Here is a 17118-nt window from a genome sequence, read left to right as displayed (position 1 = left end):
TCACTCCGCAGGCTGCGCGGGCCGTCGTCGCGACGCTGACCGCGCGCCGGGTTCCTGCCGCTTCCCGTGGTACGCGGCGTCGTGGTCTTGGACCTGGATACAGAGGGCTGGGCGCCCCTCAATGACTGCGTGATGGTTGACCGTCGTAGGGTTTTGTCCATGACGAAAGAGAGGCAGACGGCATCCGAGGACGGCCAGGAGCTGGGGGCTGATGTCATCGAGGTGCGGGAGACAGCCACTGTCCAGGAGCGCCTGGTGAAGCGCACCTGTGAGTGGTGCGGCAAAGCGATCGAGTGGTCGGGCGTCGGCCGGCCCCCGCTCTACTGCCGTGACGCGCACCGTAAACGAGCGTCTGCACTTCGGCGGGCACAGGCGGTGGCGGATCGGCCAGTGGCTGAGGGCGGGCGTACGGCTGAGCCGGTGCGTGAGGTGGTGGAGCGTACGAGGACGGTCACTCAGACGGTGGTGCGTCAGGGGCCGGTGGAGGTGCGCCGGGTGCCGGCGACGCGGCTGAGTGGTGAGCCGTACACGATGCCCGCGGACCCTATCGAGTGGGCCGAGGCACTGGCGCACCTCCGTGATGCCGTTTCGTCGGGACGAATCCCCGCTCCGGCCCGGGAGTCGCTTGCGCGGGCGTGTGATCAGACCGCCCGTGCGCTGCGTGCTGACGTGGCGTAGAGCAAGGAGCCGGAACGCGAAAGAGCCCCGTACTCGCCCTTCTCAGGGTGGGTACGGGGCTCTTGGTGTCGTGGGGGCTCAGGCGTCCAGGGGCTGGGTGGCAGCTGTCTGGCCCAGCACGTAGCAGCGCAGGTCGATGTCGGCGGGCAGTGTTGGTGCGTCATCCCCGAGTAGCAGCGAGCCGACCGTGACGGTGAAGACGCGGTTCACGGCGTCGCTGCCCTTTTTGGTGCGGGGTGACTGGAACATCAGGTACCGGGCGGTCAGGAATTCGCCCGTGGTGCAGGCCGGGTTGGAGAGGAGCTTCAGTGCCTCGGTGAACAGGATGCGGCTGTCCTGCTCTGCCGGGGTGGCGGTGTAGATGGGGTGCCCGCCCGTTTCCATCCGGGTGGCGTCCAGGCCCCGGGCGGCGACTCGGGCGGCCAGTTCGTCGGCGACGGTCGCGGCGGCGGCGCCCCGCAGGATGCGGTTGCCGGCGATCCGTCGCCCGTCGGCAAGGGCGATCCAGTTGGAAAGGACATCGGCTTCGGGCGCTTCGCGCTCGAAGCGCTTCTCCGCGGCGGCGCCGTAGCGGATCATCGTCTGGTGGGCTGGAGTGGTCTGGCCGCCGCGGTAGGTGCGGGTGGTCTCGTCCCAGTCGGTGCCATCACGCAGCCGGCCGATGTATCCGAGCCGGTCGTAGTTGATGGTCTGATCGGTGATCGGGGTGACGAACCGGTCGGGGTTGTAGCCGATGCCGGTGCCGAGGCGGCGGCCGGTATGTACGGCCGTCTGGTAGCGCCACTGGATCAGGGATTCGTGGACGGTGTGTAGAGCGGAGGCCCTCTGTTCCTGTGTGCTGGCGCTCGCCCAGAGAGTGGTGAGCTGATCTCGGGCGGCGTTGGCAGCCTCGGCCATCCGGTCCGCGAATGCGCGCACCGAGGTCTGCGTGTTCGGGTTGGCGGTGCGCAGAGCGAGCGGTGAGGTGGGAAAGTGGTCGGCGGTGATGGTCACAGCGTCTCCTGGTCGGGGAATCCGGTCGGGACTGCGGTTGGAGTGGTGGGGTGCGCCGTTGCCGATCAGCGGCTGCGCAGCAGGGTGTGCCATTTCGTACGGGGTGGGGTCCGCTCGGTGAGGGCAGAGGTGAGCAGTTGCTCAAGGGCTTCCATTTGTCGCTGGGCAAACCACTGGGGCTGGCAGTCGTCGCCGTGGCAGACCGGGCAGAGGTGATCGTGGCCAGCGAACTCGTACTCCGGTGGGCAGCCGACTTCCTCGCAGGTCGGCTGGGTGGGGTCCTCGCCGATCCCGGAGCAGTACGGACAGCGGGTGAATCGGTAGTCGATGGGCGCGCCATGGTGGAGGTCGGAGTGGAGCTGGGCGAGGCCGCGGACTCCGAGTTCGCGCAGCAGGGCGTCGGCTGCGAGGACCTGGCGGTCGATGCCGGTGTGGTGGTGGTCGGCGAGCATCTGGACAGCGGTACACCAGGCGAGGGTGGAGCGGTCGATCGGGACGGCGTAGCTGCTGGCCCACGGGTCAGCGGGGACGGCGTCGGCGGGCGGTGGGGCTGGCGCGGTGAGCGGGATGCGCAGGCTGGAGAGCTCGGCGGTGACGTCGGCGGTGCGGCGGGTGAACTGGTCGAAGACGGTGGTCATCGGCCCTCACATTCCATGGGGCCGCCGGGACCGTGGTGGTCCCGGCGGCCGGGCGGGTGGGGTCAGCGGGAGGCCGGGGTGAGCGCGGCCTTGTGGTGGTCGCGGTGCGCGCTCTGCTGCGGTTCGGCGAGGACACGCAGGCCGTGGGGCTCGCCGACCGGGCCGCAGGCGCTGCACACCACGGCGTAGTTGCGGCGGCCGGCGCAACCGGAGTCGGCGTCGTGGGGCTTGCCGGAGGGACGGACCGCGTGGGTGCAGTCGGTGCCGTCCGGGTGGAGGGGGAAGATCTTCACGCTGATGCGGGCCATGGGCATTGGCTCCTGGTCGGGTTCGGGGAAGGGCAGCTGGTGGAGGGCGGCCGCAGAGGCGCGGCCCCAGGTGGATCTCTTCGTGGACGGCGGGGCAGCGACCGCTGGGGTGCGTCAGGCCGCAGTGGCCCGTGCACTCGCAGCGGCCGCCCGCCCGCTCGAACCGGATCCGCGTGCTGATCTCGTTCCAGTCGCGCGGGTACCGGTGGAGGTTCTCGGGATGGATGGGCACGGCCGGTCACTCGCCGCTGGCGGCCTGGCGCTGCTCGAACTCCTCGATCAGCTCGCCCAGCGCGCCGGGGTCCCCGGCGGTGCCGACCCAGACGCCGGTCTCGGTCCACACCGGGACCTCACCGGAGTCTTCGGCGTCGAACCAGCAGACGTACGGCCCGTACCGCTCGATGACCGCCGTGGCGACAGTGGCCGGGTCGGACAGCAGGGGCGCGGTCGCCAGCACGGCGAGGGTGGTGACGATCAGCCACATCGGCTCGTCCGGTGTGCGGGGCAGCCGGAGGTAGCCGGTGACGCGCAGCTGGTCGCCGGGGACGAGCTCGTGGAGCACGGTGTGCGCGAGCTCGGAGTCGGCGACGCTGCAGGGCAGGATCATCTCGTCCGCGCGCTCGTCCGTGGGGGAGACGGTGAGCCGGAACCGGGCCGTCGATCCGTGCAGGTCGCCGGGCACGGTCTCTTCGTCCAGGAATCCGTCCAGGGCTATCGCGTCGGTGTCCACGGGTCAGCCGGCCTTGCGGACCGGCGCCTGGTGGGCGGCGTCGTACGCCTTGAGGACCGTCTTGCGCACCATGCCCGCGTCGGCGACCTGGTGGCCGTTGGCGCGCGCCCACGTCCTGATGGCGGCGAGCTCCTCGCGAGTGCGGCCGCTGCCCGCCGAGCTGATCGGGGTGGGCGTGGTGGCGGCCACCGTGGTGGTGCGGGTGCCCGCTTTCACGGTGCGCAGTTCCTCCTGCGCCCGCTCGAGTTCGGCCTTGGCCCTGGCGACCTTCTCTTCGGCCTCGCGCTGCGCGGCCTCGGAGTCGCGGCGCTCGGACAGCTCGGTCAGGTCGGCGGTGATGCGGGCGGCGCGGCTGCGGACCGAGGCGGCCGGGTGCGCGGCCGCCCAGTCGAGCAGCTTCTGAACCTCGTTGGAGACGGCCAGCGGGATGACCGGAACGTCGATGGCCGGGGAGTCGGCGGCCGCACGGGGCAGTCCTGGGACCTGGTCGGCGATCAGGTTGTGGAGCTCGGTCTCGCTCAGTCCGGTGGCCTGGCAGATGGCGTGGGCGGTGTCGCCGTTGTTGTGCATCGAGATCGCCATGGCGGCGTACGCGGTCAGGGCCGGGGCGGTGGTGGTCATGGTGGGTGCGTCTCCGGATTCCGTGAGGGGGAGCAGGGTGGTGAGGGTGGTGTCGTCGTGGGGGAGGCCGATGGCGTCCAGCAGTTCCGCCAGGTCGTGGCGGCCGTGGGAGTGGTGCGCGGTCACCCGGGCCGCAGCGGCGAGTTGCTGCGCGGGGTTCGGATTGAGGGGCAGCTCCAGCACGCGACGGTTGCTGGCTGCCTGCTGGGGCGTGAGCGGCTGGGCCGTCGGTCCGTCCCGGTGCCATAGCGGGGACGCGGGCGGCTCGGGGTAGGCGAGGGTGTGGTCGACGTCGTGCTGAGAAGTACTGCTCATGCGGCTCGCCCCCACACGGCCGTGCCCGGACGCCCGGCGCGGCGCCCGTTGAGGGACGGTGTGGTGGCGTGAGCGGCGGTGGCGAGGTGGGCGCAGCCGGAGTGCTTGCCGTCGTACAGGGCCGCGTCGGCGGCCCTCTGTAACGCGGTCAGGTCGCGGGAACCGATCGTGTCCGGTGTCGCGGCGCCGACCGACGCGGCGACGTCGACCGTGCGGCCGTCGTCCAGGGCGACCGGTGTGTGCAGGATTCGGACCAGTTGCTCCAGGCGGTGCGTCCGGCGGGCTGCGGGCAGCTCCAGGACGGCGGCGAACTCATCGCCCCCGAGTCGGCCGGTGGCAGCACGCGGGCCCGCCCAGGAAGTGAGCCGGGTGCCGAACGCGGCGAGGACCGTGTCTCCGGCCGCGTGCCCGAGGCCGTCGTTGATGTCCTTGAAGTGGTCGGCATCGACCATGACCACGCACACATCGTCGCCGTGGCGGGTCAGGAGCCGCCGGGCGCGGGTGGTGTAGGCGTCGCGGCGCAGCAGGCCCGTCAGCGGGTCGCGCTTCGTGGCAGCGAGCTGCCTGTGCAGCGCGACGGCGTGTACCACCCAGCCGGTCAGCGGCACGGCAGCGGTGGTGATCAGGAGGGTGCGCGGGCTGAACCGGCCCGAAGCGTGTAGAACGGAGTCCATACTGAGGATCTCCCTCTCGTCTCGTACGGGATTGGGTGACCCCGGGGCGGCCGACTGGTTACCAGGCCGTTTGCGGCCGTCCCGGGGTCTTTGCGTGTGCTTCTCGGATGGTGCTGAGACCCTTAACGCGGTCAGCTGAGAGCGACCGCTACTCGCTCGGAGAACTTCGGGGCATCGGTAATCCGCACCCACTCGCCGTCGGCGATGCATTTGCCGCCGTCGGCCGGGCTCTTGTGGTCGCCGTAGAACGGGTGAAGGAGCGGGACGCCGCCGGACCAGCGGTCGAAATGCCGCCAGGTGAAGAATGGGCGCTTCGGGTCGTCGTAGTAGTACTCACCCGCCGGGACGTACGCCTCGGTCAGGTCGAAGACCTCACCGGTAGCCGGGTTCGTCCACTCGATGCGCCCGATCTCGTCCTCCGGGATCGGGCGGCCTTCGGCGTCGATACGGCGGTCCATCCAGGTGACGGTGACCTGGCGGCCGCGGTGGTCCCAGGAGTTCGGGTACGGCCGGTCGACGGCGTAGTAGTCGACGTGGACGTCCAGGTCGGCCATCGGCGGGCGGCCGCGCAGCTGGCTGCGGACCAGGCGAGCGCGGCCGGCCTCGATCGGCTCCGTGTACGGGTCGTCGATGCAGCCGGAACCGCCGCCGTTGACGATCCATCCGCGCACCGAGGCGTAGACGCGGCCGTCTCGGTCGGGAGCGTCCTCGGTGACCTGCCAGTCGGCGATCACTAGCGGGAGACCGTCGGCGAAGTTGATGATGCCGTGCTCGGTGTCGGCGATGGTGTGGTCGCCGGTGGTCCACTTCTTCATGTCTGGTGCCTTTCGGGTGCGGTGATGGTGGAGTCGGTCAGACAGGCGGGCGCGGGTGTGCGGTGGTGGCGAGTTCGGAGGCCAGGTGGACTGCGGCGAAGCCTTCGGCGTACAGCTGGTCGACGGTGGGCAGCAGCTCGTGGAACTCGCGCACGACGTTCACGGGCACCACTCGCTCGCGGCCCGCGTTCCGCTCCTCCACCGTCGCCAGCGGCACGTCGAAGAGGACTGCCACGGCGGGCCGTTGCCAGTAGCGGGCGCGGGCGATCAGTCCGGCTCTGACGTGCGGGAAGACGTTGGTGGAGTCCACCAGAGTGATCAGCCCTCGGGAGAACCGGGAGTCCAGGAGCAGGGTCTGGATCTCGGCGGCGACCGGCGTGGCCGATTCCTCGGCCTCGAAGTCGGTGGCCAGCTTGCGGTAGACGTCCAGGCTCACGCGCCAGCTGTCGGGGTAGCGGGCGGCGAAGGTGGACTTGCCGCAGCCCGGGGGGCCGATCAGAGCACACAGGGTGCCGGGATTGAGGATGAGTGGTGTCACGGGTGGGGGTTCTCCTTACGAAGCGCAGTCGGTGAGTTGTTGGCGTCGGGCTGGTTCGTGGACCGGTAGCGCTTGGTCTGGCGGAGGATCTGGTTGCGTTTGACGTCCAGGGCGGCGGCGATGTCGAGCTGGGCGCCGTGGTAGCGCTCTTGCAGGGCGTCGATCTCCTGCCAGAACTCGGCTTCGACGCGGTCGTGCTCGGTCTCGCGGCGCTGCTTGGCCTTGGCGACCAGGTCGCGGAGTTCAGTGCGGGCCTGGTCGTCGGGGCGCGGGGTCATGGTGGGCTCCGGTGGGGAGTTGAGGGACGATGTGTCTGTCCCCTGCTCCTTCTGGAGCGGGTTGGAAGGCCCGGGGCGGCCGACGGACCTTGGCCGGGATGGCGGCCGCCCCGGGGCGTCACCGGCTGCGGTGCTTGCCGGAGACGGTGCGCACGCGCTCGCGCAGGTGGCTGGTGCCGCGCGTGGTGACGTCGCCGGAGACCGAGGTGGCGTCGATCGAGCCGAAGGCGTCCGGAGTCGCGGTGACGTCGACGTCGCCGCTGACCGAGGTGGCGCGGAACTCGGTGCCGCTGTAGGCGCCGATCTCGATGTCCCCGGAGACGGAGCGGGCGTTGACCCGGGCGTCGACACGCTCCACTTCGACGTCGCCGGAGGTGGTGTCCACCTGGAGCGTGTGCACGCCCTTGGCCTTGATGTCACCGCTGACGGAGCGGGCGTCCAGGATCTGGAGGTCGCCGTGCACGGTGAGGTCGGCGCTGGTGGTCTCCAGCCGGACCGAGGACATCTCGCTGGGCAGTTTCACGTCGACGGTGATGGTGCCCGTGCCGCCGCCGCTGACGACGGTGCCCTGTTCGGCGACGACGCGGCCGTTCGAGACGACCGTGCGGCCGCCGATGATGACGTCGCCGTTGCTGATGGTCATGCCGGTCACGGAGCCGCGGACGACGCCGAAGCTCTGGCCGACCACCATGTTGCCGCCGTGGAATCGGAAGGTGGAGTTGCCCATCGTCATCGTGTTGCCCTGGACCTCGGGAACGCTGATGGTGAGGCATTTCAGGTGCTTGTAGGTGCTCTCCCTCTTCGTAGTGGCGCGCACCGCGTCGGCGAGCGGGCCCTCATCGTCGCCCGTGCTCACTGTGATGACCGCGTTCGTCAGCCGTGGGTCGACAGTGACGGTGACGGTGCCGATGTGGCTGATGACGTCGGTCCACACTGCGTCGGTGGCGGTGAAGGTCTGAGAGGTGGTCAAGGGGGCTCCTTGGTCGGAGAGTGCGGGGCCGGGTGGCCCCCACACATCAATAATGCATCCTCGAAGGATGCATTTCTAAGGATTGGCATCTTTTGAGGATGCTTTTTTTGTTCGTGCAGGTCAGGCGGCCACGACCGCAACGGCTCTATCGAGGCCCACTCCGCGCAGGGTGTCGAGGACGTACGCGTCGGCTGGGGTGAGCGGGTGCGGGTGCGGGCCGTCGGCGGCGCGGCTCACGCGCGGACCGCGTCCGCGACTGCGCCTCGAGATCCGCGCGGCCCTCGGGGTCGTCGTCGACGCCGTCGCCGTGGACGGTGCAGACGATGTCCGGGGCGCTGTCCATGGCGCCGGTCAGCGCCTTGTGCAGGTCGGTGACCGAGTAGACCGGCGCCCATGCCTGCCCGGCGCACTCCGGGTCGACGGGGCAGGGCAGCAGGACATCGAAGCCGTAGTCGCCCTCGGCGTCGGCGTCGGCGCGGAAGCGCGCACCCGGTCCAGGCGGCTGCGGGTACGGCCGGTCACCGGGTAGTGGCCTTGGTGGTGGCGACCAGCGCGGCGACGGTCTCCCAGCCGTGGTGCCAGGCGCTGTCCAGGCAGTACGCGCCATTGATGCCGTGGTCGGTCAGGAGCCAGAAGTTTCCCTTGCCGGTCTTCGTGGCGAGCGTCTCCAGGAGGCCGCCCGGCACCCTGCGGTCCGCGGCGTAGTGCGTGACGAACGACAGGGCGAGCGCGGCCGCGGCGGCTCCGGGGTGCAGCCGGATTCCCAGGACCCGGGCGCCGGCCCCGACCGCGACGGCCTGGGTGGCGGTGTAGGTCAGGCAGTGCCAGGCGCACGCCTTGACGCCGTCGGCCGTTCCGTGGACGGTCGGCTCGTCGTCCGGACTGGCGGCGAAGTGGACCGGCTTATCGTCGGTTGCGCCCTTGACCCGGGCGCAGTAGTCGGACTGCACGAAGTGATCGCCGATGTTCGACCCGGCGCGGCCAAGTCCGAGGACGGCAGTGAAGAGGGCGGCGCGATGCGTCATGCTGGGTTTCTCCTGATCTCGAAGAGGTGAGGGAGTGGACGGCCGGCCTTTGCCGGTGCTGCGGCCGCCCGGGTTGTGCGGGCCCCGTCCCGGCCTGGACGGTCGGGACGGGGCTGGCTCACGCGGCCGGCCGGTGAGCGACCGGGGCCGGGAGGGTCATGAGGCTGCTGGGGTCCGCGGGCGTGCCGTCGAAGCACTCCAGGCAGCAACCGAGTTTTTTCGAGAGGCAGATGTAGAACCGCCTCCCGCATTCGTCGCAGGTCTGTCTCGCTGCCATCGCCTGGTCGAGGGCCCACTCCTGAGCGAGCGTCGGCGTCCGTTTGGGCTTGGCCAGGTCGACGCGCAGCAGGTAGCCGCGGGTGGGGTGACGGCAGGACCACTGCGGGCGGGTCGCGCACAGCCTGCAGCGCAGGATCGCGACCGGGCCATCGTTGCCGCCGGGGCTCAGCCCCATGTCCCGTAACTGCCTGCGGGTGACGAGCCCTTCGGCCACCGTGCTGCGGTCGTACTCGGGCAGCGCCGCGTCGCTGCGCGGCACCCGGATCACCTCGCGGCGGCGGCGCTTCTTCCTCGGGCGCGGCATCACCTGCTCCAGGCGCCGGGCAGCCGGTCGGGGCGGTGCGGGTAGCGGGGGCCGGAACGCTGCGGGCGGGGCCGGCCGATCCGGCGGCGCGGGCGGGGGATGAGCACGAGTGATCTCCTCCAGTCGTCGAGCGGACAGCGCTGCGCCCCGCCGACGTCGTGCTGGTGTCGGCGGGGCGCAGCGGGTGGGTTATGCGGCGAGGCCATGGGCCGTGCGTGTGGGGTGCTCTCAGTGCGTGGCTGACGCGGGCGTGGTGTGGCCCGGCCCGGGCGTCTCCGGCTGCTGCTGAGGGGCGCCGTGCAGGTGGGTGCCGACCAGGTAGCCGATCAGCAGCCCGCTGATGCCGAAGACCTTGTGGCGGTTGACCTTCCACCAGGTCGGAGCCGGGGGCTCGGTGAGCACGCCTATGACAGCCGGGGCTTTCGCAGCCAAAACGGGGTCTCCTTCTTGCTCTTGCTCGTGATGGGTGGTGCGTGCGGCCGGGCGGCCTGTCCGGTCCTCGCCCCGTCCCGCACGGCGGGGTGGGCGAGGGCCAGGGTGTCGTCGCGGGTCGCGGTGACCTTGGTCTTAGTGCCGTCGTGGCTCCGGTGGAAGGTGCCGACCCAGAATTCGGTCTGCTCCAGCTGCGGCTTCATCGGATTCCCTCGGTGCGCGGTGATGGTGCTGAACGGGGCGGGGCGCGGGTCAGCGCTGGAGCGGGAGGAAGCCGCCCTCTTCCCAGGACTCCTTCCACGCGGGGCGCAGCCGCGCGAGCCGCCTGGTGCCGTGCTTGCCCTCCAGCTCGAGGACCGGCGGCGGAGGCATCTGGTCGATCAGGTCGAAGAAGAACGGGTTCTCCTGCCCGTTGACCGGCTTGTCGTTGTTGCGCATGGCGTAGCTGCTCCTTCGGCGAAGGGATCGGTGAGTGGGCGGTGCGAGCTGGCCGGATCCGGTCAGCGGATCTCGTTGCGGGTGCGGGCGAAGAACGCCCCGCGCGTGGTGCTGTTGTTGTGGATCTCGGTGTGGTGGGTGACCGGGCCCTCGTAGACGATCTTGGTGACGGAGCGGGCGCGGCTGATCGCGCTGCCGATCGCGGTGGCGAGCATCGCGGCCGCGGCGAACGGCAGGGTGACCATCAGGACGCCGGTGAGCGTGACCGAGGCGAGGCCCTGCAAGACCAGCCAGGCGCCGCAGCCGATGCCGGTTACCCCGGCGCCCACGCCGATGGAGGCCACCGCGGTCCCGGCCGCCCAGGCCGGGACGATCCGGTGGTCCTCCTGCCTCACGGGCGGGGCGGTTCCGAAGGCCGGCGGCTCGGTGTCGTCGCGGAACGAGGTGGAGTGGTGGCGTACGGGCTTGCTCGCCCACTCGTCGAGCAGGCGGCGAGCTTCGGCCGCGGCCTCGGACTCGGGCATGCCGGACTGGGTGGTGTTCAGGGGGTCCATCGGGTTCTCCGATCACGCGGGAAGGGGTGCGCCCTCCTGGCCGTGGTGGCCGGGAGGGCGCGTGGGGAAGGGGCGCGCGTCGGCGAAGGGCGTCGCCGGAGTGCGTGTCCGGCGGCGCCCTTCGGCGTTGCGTAGCAGGTGAGTTGAGGCTGGCGGGTGGGTAGTCACCGCACACGCGCTGCGGGCATCCTCGGACCAACGGGCGTGGGGAAGGGGCTGGGGTGGAGTTCGTCTTCGACTGTGGGTGGTGCGGGGGTGAGAACTTCTTCGTGGGCAAGCAGGTCGGCTTCTGGGTCGACAAGTGGGAGGTGCCCTCGGAGTGGGACTGCCGCTTCTGCGACGGGCTCAACTACACGCCCGACCCGCCGTGGACTGAGGCGTAGTCAGAAGCTGAAGATCAGTCCGGCGAACGAGGCGAGGCCGGTGTTGATGGCCGGGGCCAGGCCGGTCGCGGCGAGGGTGAAGCCGAACAGCGTGCAGGCCAGCGCGGAGCCGAAAATCAAGAGAGCCACGGCGTGTGGTGATCCTTCGCAAAGGGGCCGGGGGCCGGCTGCGCTCGGGCGGGCCGGCCCCGGGGATGGGTGGGTGTGATCAGGCGTCGGTGAGGTTCTTGATGGCCTCGAGTGCCTGGCGGGGTGAGGTGACCGCGTCGCGGCGTGTGGCGGGCTTTCCCCCGTTGCGGCGGTTGCCGCCGCCCTTCTTGGGCGCGCCGTCGTCGTGTTCGTCGTCGGGTTCGGGGCCGAACTCGCCGGGCCGGGGCGGCTCGGTCCAGTCGAACCAGAGTTCCCGCGCTTCGAGTTCGCGGATCTCGTGGTCGGTCAGGGGCTGGACCGTGCGGGGGAAGTAGTCGTCGATGCCGGCTTTGAAGTCCATGAACAGCGTGCGCAGGACGTCGGGTTGCTTGGCTTCGACGATCCATCCCGCGCCGCCGGTGTTGGAGTCGGTGGGCGGCTCGGGCTCGCCGCTCATCACCCGTTCGATCCGGCCCGCTTCGGCCGGGGAGAAGGAGCGGGGGAGGGGGTCGGGGGTGTATTCGGACGGGATGCCGAGGGCCTTGAACATGTCGGCTACCTTCTTCGGCGCGACCTTCAGCACGACCGGGATGCAGTTCTCCCGCAGGTTCTCGCACAGCAGTTGCGTGAACCCGTCCTGCACGTAGATGGACTGGCCGGCCACCTTGATGCCGACGGCGTACTTGCGGCCCTTGACCGACACCCGCTCGGCGAGGTCCATGATCTCCGCGCCGTAGTCGCCGTCGCGGGCGGCGGAGAGGAACTCGTCCAGGTAGGCGGACAGCATCCGGTAGGGGCAGCCAGGCCGGCTGGGGTCCCAGTCGTGGACCTGCCCGTCCTCCCACAGCATTTCGCCGCGGATCTCCATCAGCGCGTCCAGGACCCGCAGGAGCCGGATCATGTAGAGCGCGCCGACGCCGTAGCGGGCGGTGTGCCGGCCCAGTGCGGCGGTCTTCTCGTCCGGTGCTTCCGTGGCCAGCATGACCACGGCCCCGAACAGGGCGTCGGCCGCGACGTGCAGGGCCATCAGCTGGGTCTTGCCACCACCGGACGGGGCAACGAACAGGCCATGGGCCGCGCCCCGGTCGGTGTAGACGCGGTTGCGGGCGGGCTGGCCGTTGCCCAGGTAGCCGGTCACCCACCGGCCGTCCGCATCGGGGGTCAGCAGCTCCCGCGTGGCGGGGAAGACCTGCGCGAGCGGCGAGGTGTCCCACAGGGAGACCAGGACCTGACTGCCGTCGACGGTGACGAACAGGCGGCCTTCGTCATATTTGGTCTTCAACGCGGCCGCCAGGGAGTGCTGGTTGACGCGCGGCTCGCCCATTTCGTCGGGCACCTGGGCGATGTAGTGGGTCACCTTGCGCTCCTGGTCGCGGACCTTCTTCACGAACACCGAGCCGGGCACGGGCCCGCCGGTGGCCCCGACCCGGTCGGCCCACCACTCGTGGGTGGTGGGGGCCTTGCGGCGGCGCTCGTTCCTGTCGGGGGTGACGTGGACTTCCTTCCAGCCGGGGCCGCCCTCGCGTCCGTACTGCCGGGCCACCTCTTCGATCCGCACGTCGGTGACGTCGACGCCGAACGCGGCGGCGACTGTCTCCTCGGCGAGGCCGTTGATGGGCCGTCCGGCCTCGGAGGCGCGCAGCAGCAGCGACAGGTCGTTCGGCATGCCCTCGTGCGGGGTGGCCGTCACGACGATGGTGCGGCCGGGCATGCCGCGGTTCTCCCACAGCCAGCGGACCTGGCGGGTGAAGGTGTCGGCGCCGTCGTCCGGCTGCGCCGGGGACGGCTCGGGGGCGGCGGGCCGCAACTGCGGGGCCGGGGTGGGGGCGGCGAGGGCGGGCCGGTGGTTGCGGCGGGTGTGCCGGGAGAACGGCATCACCAGCAGGCCGGCCGCCGCCCACCCGGCGGCGAGCACGCCGTCCAGGCACCAGGGGCCCCAGCCGATCGTGTTCTTCGCGGCGATGTCGACGGCGGCCGCGAACACGAGCGGCGACCAGCGCAGGATCTTGCGTCCCGTGCCGGGCTCGTCGCTCTTGTACGCGAGGACCCAGCCGCCGACGCCGGCGGCGCCCGCCAGCTGCACGACTGTGTTGACGGGGCTGTCGGCGAAGAGGTTCGGGGCCGCGGCGAGGACCGGGGCGGCCAGGGTGTAGAGGGTGCGCTCCAGGGCGACGCTGCGCGGCACGGACACGGGGTGGTTCTCCTTCGGGAGCGGCGATGGGCGGCCCCGCCGTGGTGGCGGGGCCGCCCATCAGGGGGTTTCGGTGGGTCGGGTCAGTGGGCGAAGAAGGCCGGCTTGGGGGTGCGCTCCTTGCGGCTGGAGCGGACGTCGTCCAGGCCCTCGTACAGCCGTGCGTGCGTACGGCGCGTGTCGTGGGCCAGGCCGGACACCTCCTGGGCTGTCTCGTGGAGCTTGCGCACTTCGTGGGCGGCGCCGCCCAGAGCGACGGACACCTGGTTCGTCATCTCCACGAACTTGCGGTCCAGTTCGGCATTGGCGATGTCGACGGCCAGGCTGGAAGCGCGGTCGGCGTTGGTACGCATCCCGCGCAGCAGCGCCTGCAGGTCGGTCGTCGCGTCGTCCATGGCCGTGCTGAGGGTCTTGAGCTTGTGCTGGACGGCCTTGTAGCGGTTGTCGCCGTCGGTCGGGGCGGCGAAGCTTCCGGGGCGGGGGGTGAGGTTGCTGCTCATCGAGGGGGTCTTTCTTCCTAGTGGTGGGAAGCTGCGGAGGCGTACTTCAGGCCCGCGTCGTCCATGGCCTGGATGTCCTGGCGGTAGGTGCGGCTGACGGAGGCGGCGGCGATCCGGCCGGCTTCGAAGGCGGCCTCGCACTCGGTGGAGCACCGTTCGGCCAGCAGCTTCATGCGGGTCGCGGCGTCGGCGAGGTCGGAGATCTGCTCGGTGACCTCGGTGACGATGTTGTGGTCGGCGACCAGGTCGGTGGCCATGTCCCGTAGGGCGTCGGCGACCTTGCCGAGGGACTTGGCGAGGGTGTCGGCCCGGTCCGCGTCGACGCCGGCGATGAGCGCGATGTTCACGATCTCGACCAGGTAGTCGTCGAAGGTGATGTCGGTACGGTGCTTGGCCGCCATGCCGGCCTGACTCGGCGTGGGCTTCCTGACCTCCGATGCCACGGGGTCCTCCTGGGTAGTGGGGCGGGTGGTGCCGGGACGCTGGGTGTGGGGCTCCGGGGCGCGGGGAAGGCCCGCCGGGCTGGTGACATGCGCCCCGAAGGGATCGGACGGGTCATCGACGATGACCGCGTCCGGGATGTCCTCCTCCGCAGCCGGTTCGGGCGTCGGGGGCCGGCTCGGACGGCCGGGGCTGTCCACGGTGACGTTGAGGTCCTCGGGCCGAAGCCTCGAGGGCTCCTCCGGCTCGGGCGGGACGGTGTCCTCGTCGAACATGGCGAAGAAGTCCTTGAGCCGCTCCCCAAAGGAGCGCCCGTCGCCGCTGTCGTCCGTGCCCGGCGGGTCCTTGATGTCGTCGGGCTTGGGGCCGTCGTCCGTGCCGGTGGTGTCCTTCGGTTCCTTGTCGCTGGATCCGTCGGACGGTTTCTCGCCGCTCTTCTCGCCGTCCTTCGCCTCCTTCGCCTCCTTCGCCTCCTTGGCCTCCTTGGTTGCGGAGTCGTCGTCCGGGCCGTCCTTGGGCGTCTTCTCGGTCGTGGCCTCGGGATCCTTGTCGCTGGTGGCGTCCTTGGGGTCACCGGCGTCGTCCTTGGCCTCGCCGTGCTTCGCGGCCTTGTCCTTCTCCGCTGCCGCGCGGCGCTCGTCCCAGCGCCGCTGTGCCGCGTCCGCCACGGCCGCGCCCAGGGTGGTGCGGTCGCCATCGGTCTTGGCGGCCTCGCGTTTCGCCTTCCTCGCGGCCTTCCGCTCGGCTTTCGCCGCGCGGCGTTCCTCCCGCTTCGCCTGCTGGTTGGCGCGGTCCTGGTCGCGGTCCTTGCTGCGGTCGGCGATGTTGGCCGCCTGGTCGGCGCCACGGCGTTGCTGGCGTGCTGCCTGGCGGGCGGCGGCGCGCTCCTGGCGGCCGCGGGCCCGTTCAGCCGCCGGGCTGGCCGGCGCGTTCTGGGCCTTGCCGCCGTCGTTCTTCGAGCTGCCCTTGCCGGTACCGGAGTTGCCCGAGCCGTTCTTGCCCGAGCCGCCCTTGCCAGTACTGCCCTTGCCCGAACCGGCGCCGCCAGAGCCGCTCTGACGGCCTTTGGAACCGCCGGAGGACTCATTGCCCTTCGAGCTGCCGCTCCGGCCGCCGGCGGAGCGATCAGGGCCCTTCCCGGCGCCCTTGGGGGAGTTGCCGCCCCCGGAGCCGCGCCCCGAGCCTCCGCCTGAGCCGTTCGTTCCCGAGCCCCGGCCGCTGCCGGCACCCCGGCCTGAGCCACCGGAGCTGCCGCCGCCGCGTGGGCCGCCCCCGCCGCCGGCCTTCGAGCCGCCCTTGTCGGAGCCCATACCGGAGGAGCGCGAGCGGTCGGCGTCGGACTTGCCGCGTGCCGCCGCCTTGTCGGCCTTCGCTTTCATCATCGCGGTGTGGAGCTTGTTGTTCTGCTCCATCATCGCGACTTCCTGAGCCGTGCGGGCCTCTAAAAGCGCGGCCTTGCGCGCGATTTCCGCCTCACGGAAGGGCGCTTCTCCCGTATGCCGGTCTCTCGCCACTTCCAGCCGGTATTCCAGCCAGTCACCGAGGCGATCAGCAAGGGAACGAGGCTGAACATACTCGCCATCCTCCTCGCATTCATCCTCCTCGGAATTCGGGGGGCTGGAAATTCCCGTTTCCCGCAAAGCTATTTCGGGGGAAATAGGTCCGCGAACGGGCGGGAGTTCCATTGTCGTCTCCGCCGGGGACTCCGGCGGGACACCGTCACCAGCACTGTCGGACGGTCCGGAGTAAAAGAGGTCCCCGATATCGGGAGCGTCCGGCATGGCGCCGGAATCACTGTCCCGAGCGGGGAGGTGAAAAACGTTGCTGTCGGTGTCGTCGGACACGCGGCCCCTCCTCCTGGGCTTGACAGTCGGCACCGGCCTCGCGTACACGCGTGCGCGGCACGCGTGACACGCGACACGCGCGGCACGCGTTGGGATCGCCGAAGGGCCGCCCCCGGGGATCGGGAGCGGCCCTTCACACGGGACGCGGTGAGCTAGCCGGCGTGGCGTCGGTAGACGTTCTCCAGAGCGAGCGCGACCTCACGGATGAACACCGTGTCGCCGCCGCGGTAAGCCTGGGTGCCCCGGATATTCATGATCCGGAGCCAGTAGTGGAAGGTACCGAGGTCGTTTCCGTGCTGCGCAATCAGATCCTGTCTGATTTTTCGCTCGTGTTCCGCACGGTTGAATTTCTTCCGCTCGGCTTTCGTGAGCGGGCGACCTGCACTCACGCCGACTCCCTGCGGTCCAGGTTGTAAATCGACGTGGGACCACCATAGCCCATATTCGACTCCCGCACACCCGGCTCCACGGGTTTCTCCGGAGCGACCTGGAGAGGCGGGTTATTCTTCCGCTCCTTGAGCTGGGCCTTTTCCTTTCGCTGCCCCTTCACCTCTTTCACCTTTTCATCGTGGGCGTGACGCTTATGGGCGCTCTTTTCCAGCCCTGCCGTGACGCTCCTGAGGTTTTTGATGACGTCGTTCAGGGACTTTTCCACCGGGAAGGAACGCAGAAAAGCCTGGCCCATCTTGTCGCCCTCCACGCGGGTTCCACGGCAGTGCACACGGGTCTCGCGCTGCAGGATCTCCAGCTTGGCCTGCATGTCCAGCACGACCCGGTGGAAGTCCGCGAGGTAGTGCGCGTAGGCGGCGGGGTTTCTCGCCATCTCGCGCAGCGCCGCGTCAGGGTCTTCGAAGAAGGTGCCGGTGTCTTCGGTGTTCACAAGGTCCTCCGTGGGGGTCGGATCTGCCGTACGGGCGTGGGGTGGACTGCTTCCGGCAGTCGCAGCAAGGGCCAGCCCAGGGAATGGGCTGGCCTTCACTGGTGGTGCCGGACCGCGGAGCGTGGTGCGGGGGAGACCGGTCTCGGTCTCCCCCGCTGGT

Annotated in this window: 24 protein-coding genes; 2 read left to right on the top strand and 22 right to left on the bottom strand. The window is 70.5% G+C overall.

The window, feature by feature from the left end; genetic code table 11:
- The first annotated feature begins 159 nt into the window (after positions 1–159).
- A complete protein-coding gene (locus ACIOJD_RS33935; RefSeq protein ID WP_401920322.1) occupies positions 160–678 on the top strand; it encodes a hypothetical protein in 519 nt (172 codons plus the stop codon).
- A gap of 78 nt (positions 679–756) precedes the next feature.
- Here the strand turns inward: ACIOJD_RS33935 and ACIOJD_RS33930 are convergent, their stop codons facing one another.
- The 16 genes from ACIOJD_RS33930 to ACIOJD_RS33855 form a co-directional block, all read right to left on the bottom strand.
- On the bottom strand, positions 757–1671 hold the full coding sequence (locus ACIOJD_RS33930; RefSeq protein ID WP_401920320.1) for a hypothetical protein: 915 nt from the start codon (positions 1669–1671) through the stop codon (positions 757–759).
- 65 nt (positions 1672–1736) lie between these two features.
- Positions 1737–2309: a hypothetical protein gene (locus ACIOJD_RS33925; protein ID WP_401920318.1), complete on the bottom strand. Its 573-nt coding sequence runs from the start codon at positions 2307–2309 to the stop codon at positions 1737–1739.
- Between the two features lie 62 nt (positions 2310–2371).
- The gene (locus ACIOJD_RS33920) at positions 2372–2617 is read right to left on the bottom strand and encodes a hypothetical protein (RefSeq protein WP_401920315.1); all 246 of its coding nucleotides are present in this window, start codon (positions 2615–2617) and stop codon (positions 2372–2374) included.
- A 238-nt stretch (positions 2618–2855) separates the two neighbouring features.
- Complete coding sequence (locus ACIOJD_RS33915; protein WP_401920312.1) at positions 2856–3347, bottom strand: hypothetical protein; 492 nt, start codon at positions 3345–3347, stop codon at positions 2856–2858.
- A gap of 3 nt (positions 3348–3350) precedes the next feature.
- On the bottom strand, positions 3351–4283 hold the full coding sequence (locus tag ACIOJD_RS33910) for a histone-like nucleoid-structuring protein Lsr2 (RefSeq protein WP_401920309.1): 933 nt from the start codon (positions 4281–4283) through the stop codon (positions 3351–3353).
- Positions 4280–4957: a GGDEF domain-containing protein gene (locus tag ACIOJD_RS33905; protein WP_401920307.1), complete on the bottom strand. Its 678-nt coding sequence runs from the start codon at positions 4955–4957 to the stop codon at positions 4280–4282. The genes ACIOJD_RS33910 and ACIOJD_RS33905 overlap by 4 nt, the downstream gene beginning before the upstream one ends.
- 131 nt (positions 4958–5088) lie before the next feature.
- Positions 5089–5772, bottom strand: a complete 684-nt coding sequence (locus tag ACIOJD_RS33900) for a hypothetical protein (protein ID WP_401920304.1) — start codon at positions 5770–5772, stop codon at positions 5089–5091.
- A 37-nt stretch (positions 5773–5809) separates the two neighbouring features.
- Positions 5810–6310 (bottom strand): AAA family ATPase, encoded by a 501-nt coding sequence (locus ACIOJD_RS33895; protein ID WP_401920302.1) that lies wholly within the window; start codon positions 6308–6310, stop codon positions 5810–5812.
- On the bottom strand, positions 6307–6588 hold the full coding sequence (locus ACIOJD_RS33890) for a hypothetical protein (RefSeq protein ID WP_401920300.1): 282 nt from the start codon (positions 6586–6588) through the stop codon (positions 6307–6309). The genes ACIOJD_RS33895 and ACIOJD_RS33890 overlap by 4 nt, the downstream gene beginning before the upstream one ends.
- A gap of 118 nt (positions 6589–6706) precedes the next feature.
- On the bottom strand, positions 6707–7558 hold the full coding sequence (locus tag ACIOJD_RS33885; RefSeq protein WP_401920298.1) for a DUF4097 family beta strand repeat-containing protein: 852 nt from the start codon (positions 7556–7558) through the stop codon (positions 6707–6709).
- Between the two features lie 518 nt (positions 7559–8076).
- Positions 8077–8583 carry a hypothetical protein gene (locus ACIOJD_RS33880; RefSeq protein WP_401920296.1) on the bottom strand — a complete coding sequence of 169 codons (507 nt, stop codon included), beginning with the start codon at positions 8581–8583 and terminating at the stop codon, positions 8077–8079.
- Positions 8584–8701: 118 nt separating this feature from the next.
- On the bottom strand, positions 8702–9166 hold the full coding sequence (locus ACIOJD_RS33875) for an RRQRL motif-containing zinc-binding protein (protein ID WP_401920294.1): 465 nt from the start codon (positions 9164–9166) through the stop codon (positions 8702–8704).
- Between the two features lie 228 nt (positions 9167–9394).
- On the bottom strand, positions 9395–9598 hold the full coding sequence (locus tag ACIOJD_RS33870) for a hypothetical protein (RefSeq protein ID WP_401920292.1): 204 nt from the start codon (positions 9596–9598) through the stop codon (positions 9395–9397).
- Positions 9571–9801 (bottom strand): hypothetical protein, encoded by a 231-nt coding sequence (locus ACIOJD_RS33865; protein WP_401920290.1) that lies wholly within the window; start codon positions 9799–9801, stop codon positions 9571–9573. Before ACIOJD_RS33865 ends, ACIOJD_RS33870 begins: the two co-directional genes overlap by 28 nt.
- A gap of 49 nt (positions 9802–9850) precedes the next feature.
- The gene (locus tag ACIOJD_RS33860; protein WP_401920288.1) at positions 9851–10036 is read right to left on the bottom strand and encodes a hypothetical protein; all 186 of its coding nucleotides are present in this window, start codon (positions 10034–10036) and stop codon (positions 9851–9853) included.
- Positions 10037–10098: 62 nt separating this feature from the next.
- Positions 10099–10590: a hypothetical protein gene (locus ACIOJD_RS33855; RefSeq protein ID WP_401920285.1), complete on the bottom strand. Its 492-nt coding sequence runs from the start codon at positions 10588–10590 to the stop codon at positions 10099–10101.
- 221 nt (positions 10591–10811) lie between these two features.
- Here ACIOJD_RS33855 and ACIOJD_RS33850 point away from each other — a divergent pair, with 221 nt between their 5' ends.
- Complete coding sequence (locus ACIOJD_RS33850; RefSeq protein WP_179858475.1) at positions 10812–10973, top strand: hypothetical protein; 162 nt, start codon at positions 10812–10814, stop codon at positions 10971–10973.
- Here the strand turns inward: ACIOJD_RS33850 and ACIOJD_RS33845 are convergent, their stop codons facing one another.
- From ACIOJD_RS33845 to ACIOJD_RS33820, 6 genes are all read right to left on the bottom strand, one after another.
- Entirely contained in the window at positions 10974–11102 is a 129-nt protein-coding gene (locus tag ACIOJD_RS33845; protein WP_401920283.1) for a hypothetical protein, read from the bottom strand.
- Between the two features lie 79 nt (positions 11103–11181).
- On the bottom strand, positions 11182–13293 hold the full coding sequence (locus ACIOJD_RS33840) for a chromosome segregation protein ParM (RefSeq protein ID WP_401920280.1): 2112 nt from the start codon (positions 13291–13293) through the stop codon (positions 11182–11184).
- Between the two features lie 83 nt (positions 13294–13376).
- Positions 13377–13793, bottom strand: coding sequence for a conjugal transfer protein TraB (locus ACIOJD_RS33835; protein ID WP_401920278.1), 417 nt, complete (start codon positions 13791–13793; stop codon positions 13377–13379).
- A 17-nt stretch (positions 13794–13810) separates the two neighbouring features.
- Positions 13811–15649, bottom strand: coding sequence for an ATP/GTP-binding protein (locus tag ACIOJD_RS33830; protein WP_401920276.1), 1839 nt, complete (start codon positions 15647–15649; stop codon positions 13811–13813).
- A 581-nt stretch (positions 15650–16230) separates the two neighbouring features.
- The gene (locus ACIOJD_RS33825; RefSeq protein ID WP_401920274.1) at positions 16231–16467 is read right to left on the bottom strand and encodes a hypothetical protein; all 237 of its coding nucleotides are present in this window, start codon (positions 16465–16467) and stop codon (positions 16231–16233) included.
- Positions 16464–16958 carry a hypothetical protein gene (locus ACIOJD_RS33820; RefSeq protein WP_401920272.1) on the bottom strand — a complete coding sequence of 165 codons (495 nt, stop codon included), beginning with the start codon at positions 16956–16958 and terminating at the stop codon, positions 16464–16466. Before ACIOJD_RS33820 ends, ACIOJD_RS33825 begins: the two co-directional genes overlap by 4 nt.
- Positions 16959–17118: the final 160 nt, after the last annotated feature.

The organism is Streptomyces sp. NPDC088116, from assembly GCF_044741745.1.
In the GTDB taxonomy this organism is placed as follows: domain Bacteria; phylum Actinomycetota; class Actinomycetes; order Streptomycetales; family Streptomycetaceae; genus Streptomyces.
Note: the sequence above shows the minus strand (reverse complement) of the source record. Positions and strands in the feature narration are given on the sequence as shown.

Coding starts and splice junctions, on each gene's coding strand:
- ACIOJD_RS33935 (WP_401920322.1), top strand. CDS start 160: ATGACGAAAGAGAGGCAGACGGCATCCGAGGACGGCCAGGAGCTGGGG.
- ACIOJD_RS33925 (WP_401920318.1), bottom strand. CDS start 2,309: ATGACCACCGTCTTCGACCAGTTCACCCGCCGCACCGCCGACGTCACC.
- ACIOJD_RS33920 (WP_401920315.1), bottom strand. CDS start 2,617: ATGGCCCGCATCAGCGTGAAGATCTTCCCCCTCCACCCGGACGGCACC.
- ACIOJD_RS33910 (WP_401920309.1), bottom strand. CDS start 4,283: ATGAGCAGTACTTCTCAGCACGACGTCGACCACACCCTCGCCTACCCC.
- ACIOJD_RS33905 (WP_401920307.1), bottom strand. CDS start 4,957: ATGGACTCCGTTCTACACGCTTCGGGCCGGTTCAGCCCGCGCACCCTC.
- ACIOJD_RS33900 (WP_401920304.1), bottom strand. CDS start 5,772: ATGAAGAAGTGGACCACCGGCGACCACACCATCGCCGACACCGAGCAC.
- ACIOJD_RS33890 (WP_401920300.1), bottom strand. CDS start 6,588: ATGACCCCGCGCCCCGACGACCAGGCCCGCACTGAACTCCGCGACCTG.
- ACIOJD_RS33880 (WP_401920296.1), bottom strand. CDS start 8,583: ATGACGCATCGCGCCGCCCTCTTCACTGCCGTCCTCGGACTTGGCCGC.
- ACIOJD_RS33875 (WP_401920294.1), bottom strand. CDS start 9,166: ATGCCGCGCCCGAGGAAGAAGCGCCGCCGCCGCGAGGTGATCCGGGTG.
- ACIOJD_RS33865 (WP_401920290.1), bottom strand. CDS start 9,801: ATGAAGCCGCAGCTGGAGCAGACCGAATTCTGGGTCGGCACCTTCCAC.
- ACIOJD_RS33860 (WP_401920288.1), bottom strand. CDS start 10,036: ATGCGCAACAACGACAAGCCGGTCAACGGGCAGGAGAACCCGTTCTTC.
- ACIOJD_RS33855 (WP_401920285.1), bottom strand. CDS start 10,590: ATGGACCCCCTGAACACCACCCAGTCCGGCATGCCCGAGTCCGAGGCC.
- ACIOJD_RS33835 (WP_401920278.1), bottom strand. CDS start 13,793: ATGAGCAGCAACCTCACCCCCCGCCCCGGAAGCTTCGCCGCCCCGACC.
- ACIOJD_RS33830 (WP_401920276.1), bottom strand. CDS start 15,649: ATGATGGAGCAGAACAACAAGCTCCACACCGCGATGATGAAAGCGAAG.